This window comes from Brachyspira pulli (assembly GCF_036997785.1).
Lineage (GTDB): Bacteria > Spirochaetota > Brachyspiria > Brachyspirales > Brachyspiraceae > Brachyspira > Brachyspira pulli.
This window is the reverse complement of the sequence record NZ_JAWLQI010000113.1, coordinates 1-4,473: the sequence shown is the minus strand read 5'-3', so window position 1 is coordinate 4,473 and position 4,473 is coordinate 1. Positions and strand designations below refer to the sequence as shown.

Here is a 4,473-nt window from a genome sequence, read left to right as displayed (position 1 = left end):
ATATCCTTTATAACATTGTCAATTAGTAAATACCTTAGATCTAAAGATAATAAAAAAAATAATGAATAATTATAAAGATTTAATGCTTGTATAACTGATTCAGAAACTTTTGTTAGATTCATTTTTTGTGTGCATAAAAAATTATAAAAATATAGAAGTTGATAAAATTAATTAGCTATACCAAATTAAGAAATTATATTTTTTTATTTGAGCTGTTTCAAGATTGATGTTTCTATAAAGTACATAAGACTTGCGATAAAATTAGTTGTATAATTTTTAATGTATGAAATTGCTGTCCTTACATTTAATATATTACCCTCATATAAGATTAAAGTACTTGCACTTTTTGCAACTTTGGCGAAGCCCGCAGAGCGTATGCGGCGGGAAAAAGTTGAATAAAAAAATTGACAAACTTAAAAATTTTCAGTATATACTTAAACAACTATATTTTGTCAAAAATAAATTTATATTTTTGTTTTTATATCTGGGGCTTTGCCCCAGACCCCACTTCTTTTGGTGCCCCATACGAAGTACGCCTGCGGCGAGAAGCAAAAAGGCTACATTTGGAATTTAATTTAATAAATTATCTTACCTGTAAGACGTTTTTAGTATGATTTAATACTAATTTTATACTTGCACTTTCGCTAAGCGTGCCTGCGACCGAAGGAAGTATCTTTAGGTAGGCAGATACTTTGACGAAGTCGCAGTAAAAAAACAATAAACAAATTGATAAACTTAAAAAATTTAGTATATAATAAATCTTTAATTATTCGAAAATAGCGTCTAAATTTGTCATAGATATAGTTTATAATATGTATTATACTAAAATTATATAAACTATAAGGAAAAAATTATGAACAGATTAGGACTTGTTTTAGCAGGAGGAGGCGGAAAAGGCTCTTATCAAATAGGAGTATGGAAAGCATTTAGGGAATTTGGATTTGACAAATATATCTATGCTATTTCTGGAACTTCTGTAGGAGCTTTGAATGCATGCCTAATATATCAAAACGATTATGATACAGCCGAAAAAATTTGGCTTAATGAAGTGCAGGATAAAATACTTTCTTTTGATGCAGAGAGTATAGTAAAAAGCATTTCAAAGATTTTAATACCATTAGGCATACCTATGACTAGAATCATAGCATTGGCTGGAATAGTTGCATCAAGCGGAGTATTTTCAAGGGACGGACTTTTAAGCCTTATTGATAAATATTTGGATTTTGATTATTTGCTTAATACAGACGATCCGCTTTATGCTGCATGCTTGGCTGTTCCTGATTTTAATGTGCATTATTTTTCTATAAATAAAAGCGAAAAGTATAGAATAAGAAAAATACTTCTTGCTACAAGTGCCATTCCTTTTGTATTTGATAAAGAAGTTATTGACGGAACAACATATATAGATGGAGGCATTCCTATTGTAGGAGATAATATACCTATAAGACCTCTTTATAATTTAGGATGCAATATGGTTGTAGTTGTGCATTTAAGCAGAGAGTCTATTATAAAAAGAGATGAGTTTCCTAATTTAAAAATAATAGAAATAGTGCCTCAGGAAGATTTGGGAGGACTTATAAAAGGTACTTTGAATTTTTCATCATCTGCTATGAGCTCTCATATTGAACAAGGCTATAATGATGCTAAAAGAATATTAAAGCCTGTATTTGATATGGCAACTACACAATTTGAACTTTTACAGTCTATTAAAAAAATGTATATTAATGAACAGGAATATAAACATAAAATGAAATTAATCAAAGAAGAAAGACATAATATAAAAAATGATATACAAAGAATAGCTATTGAAAATAATATTAAAATTAACTATACTGATGATATAAAAAATTAAATAGCAATAATAATAAAAACATAAAATAAAGGCGGTTTTTTATGGAATTTAATTTAATACTTCCTTATGAAAATGAAATAGAGGCTTCAGATAAAACAGAGATAGACAGATATATTGAAAGCACTATAGAACTTCATAAAAATAATGCAAATAAATTAACAGAGCTTACATTAGAGGCGGCATCTTGTTTGGCTGCTGGAGAGGCAAGAGCAAAGCAATTATCAAGTCAGGGATTTTTTAAAAATCTATGGGGTGCTATAACAGGAAAAAACAGAAAGATAAGAGGCGAAATAGATTATAATTTTGCTGTGGCTCAAAAAGCTTCTCAAAGAATGATACAGGTACTTGCAGAACAAAATAAACTCACTTTTGAAGCTGTTATTGCTGTTAATAATAAATTGAATTCAATGTCTGTTGATATTAATAATCAAATCAATGAAATTTATTCTGTGATGAAGCAGATGTTTCAGGGACTTTTGGGGCAGATTGTACAGAATTCTTTGAAGATAGAAAAACTTGAGCAGAATGTGAAACTATTAAACTGGAATGCCACTATAGAATATTTAACCTATGATAACAGAACATATTCAAGCCTTGATACATTTGAAAAAGTAATATGCTTGTCTAATGACTTTTATCGTATGGCAGGAGAAAACCGCACTACACAAGATATGCTTTTATTAAAAACTACTATGGCAAACTGCGGTATTGATATAAACTCAAAAATAAAGGCTATAGACTTTTACCGTTTATTAATCAGCAGAGAAGATTTGATTAAAAGACTTTTTGAAGACACAAAAATTGAAAATCTTGAAAAAGCGTTATCATACACTATACCTATATCATCTGGATTTAGAAAATTGAATCTGCTTGCAGGAGAGGAAAATTATATAGTAAAATCAATAACAAGTTTGAGCGAGGCTTCAGAGGAAGATATAAAAGTAACACTCACTAAAGAGTATGTAAAGCAGCATTCCGATTTTGATATAGAAAAAGAGATAAATATATATGAATTTGCTGTTATGCTTGTAGATGATTTGGGTGTTATTGATTCATTTGTAGATGAAAGCGAAGTTATTGAGAAAGAAACAGTGCCTCTTTTGTCAGAATCAAATACAATAGAAACTTTATTTGAAGATGGCAAATATTATAAAGTCATAGAGGAATGCAATAAAATAATAGAGTTTAATGAAAACAATGAAGATGCAAATAAAGAAGATTTGATTAATGCCTATAAATACAGAGCTAAATGCTATATTAATTTGAATAATACCAATACATTAGATGATATTGAAAAAATACAAGAATTAAACAAAAATGATATTGAAAGCTATTTGATAGAAAGCGATATCTTAATGAACGATCATTGTCTTGATGAAGCATTGGAAGCTGTTGAAAACGGTTTGAAAATAAACAATAATAATTTTGAGCTTCATAAAAAGAAATGGGAAATTTTATTTAAATTATCTAATGTAGATCCATTATTTGAAGATATTGACCAGTATATAAAAAATAATAAAGATATGGAATTTGATTCATTACACTTTAAAATCAAATTGGCAGATTCTTATTTTAATAATGCAAATATTAAAAGTTATTATGGACCTTCTGGAAAAATGAAAATAAGTTATGATGACAGTTATTGTGTAAGTAGAGGGGTTAGTAATTTTCTAATTAATTATATTGCAGAAATTAAACAGGTTATTAATTTAAAAGTTATTAATTTAAATAGAAAAGATGCGGACTTGTATTATCTATTAGCAAAATATACCTATTCATTGTTAAAAACAGATCATACTTATCGTACACACAAAGGGACTAATGCATTATGGGGGGATCCTGATAAATACGATTTTTGTATAAAATGTGATTATCCTAATAGTGCATATTTAGTTGAAGAATATTTAAAAATATACAGTGGAGAACCTGGAAATAATACATATACTGCAAGAGCTTTAGGTATAGTATTAGGCGGATATGAAATCAATGTAAAATACGAAAACTATTTAATGTTAATGGAGTATTTAGATAAAGCATTATCAATAGAACCTAATTATGAGGAAGCTTTGCTTTTGAAAGGGGTTATTTACAAAATGAACAAAGATACTCAGAATTTGCTTGCTTTAAAAGACGAGTATGTTAAACAGGGGTTAGATCCTGATAAGATATTTAACAAGCTATTTAATGATTAAGTAAATTACCTATTTTAATATAAGGGCGAAACATTTTTTTGTCCTTATATTTTTTTATTGTGTCTGTTTTCAATACTAATCCATAATTAATTGAAATTAGTTTATTTATACCTAAACAACTATATTTTGTCATTATAATTATTCTATATTAATAAAATATGTTTCAAACACATTATAAAACCAAATTTGAGTCAAAAATGCAGTCTTTCACGAAGCGTATCCGAGCCTGCCGAGGATATAGGTTCTTTTATACCAATACTTACAGTACTTCCTTCGGTCGTAAAAGAACTGGGGGTTGGCACGACTGTGTGCTTCGCAGCAAAGCCCCAATTATAAATTTAAAAATACTAAAAATTAAACAGTGTAAATATTTATTAAATTAGTTTTGAAACAAGTCTATTATCAACTTTTTTGTCGCACAAAAAAGTT

The 4,473-nt window shown here is 28.3% G+C and carries 2 protein-coding genes; both read left to right on the top strand.

The features are described from left to right. The first annotated feature begins 853 nt into the window (after window positions 1-853). Window positions 854-1,852, top strand: a complete 999-nt coding sequence (locus tag R4K56_RS14465) for a patatin-like phospholipase family protein (RefSeq protein WP_335773153.1) — start codon at window positions 854-856, stop codon at window positions 1,850-1,852. Between the two features lie 41 nt (window positions 1,853-1,893). Beyond that, on the top strand, window positions 1,894-4,044 hold the full coding sequence (locus R4K56_RS14460) for a tetratricopeptide repeat protein (RefSeq protein ID WP_335773152.1): 2,151 nt from the start codon (window positions 1,894-1,896) through the stop codon (window positions 4,042-4,044). The last annotated feature ends 429 nt before the right edge of the window (window positions 4,045-4,473 follow it).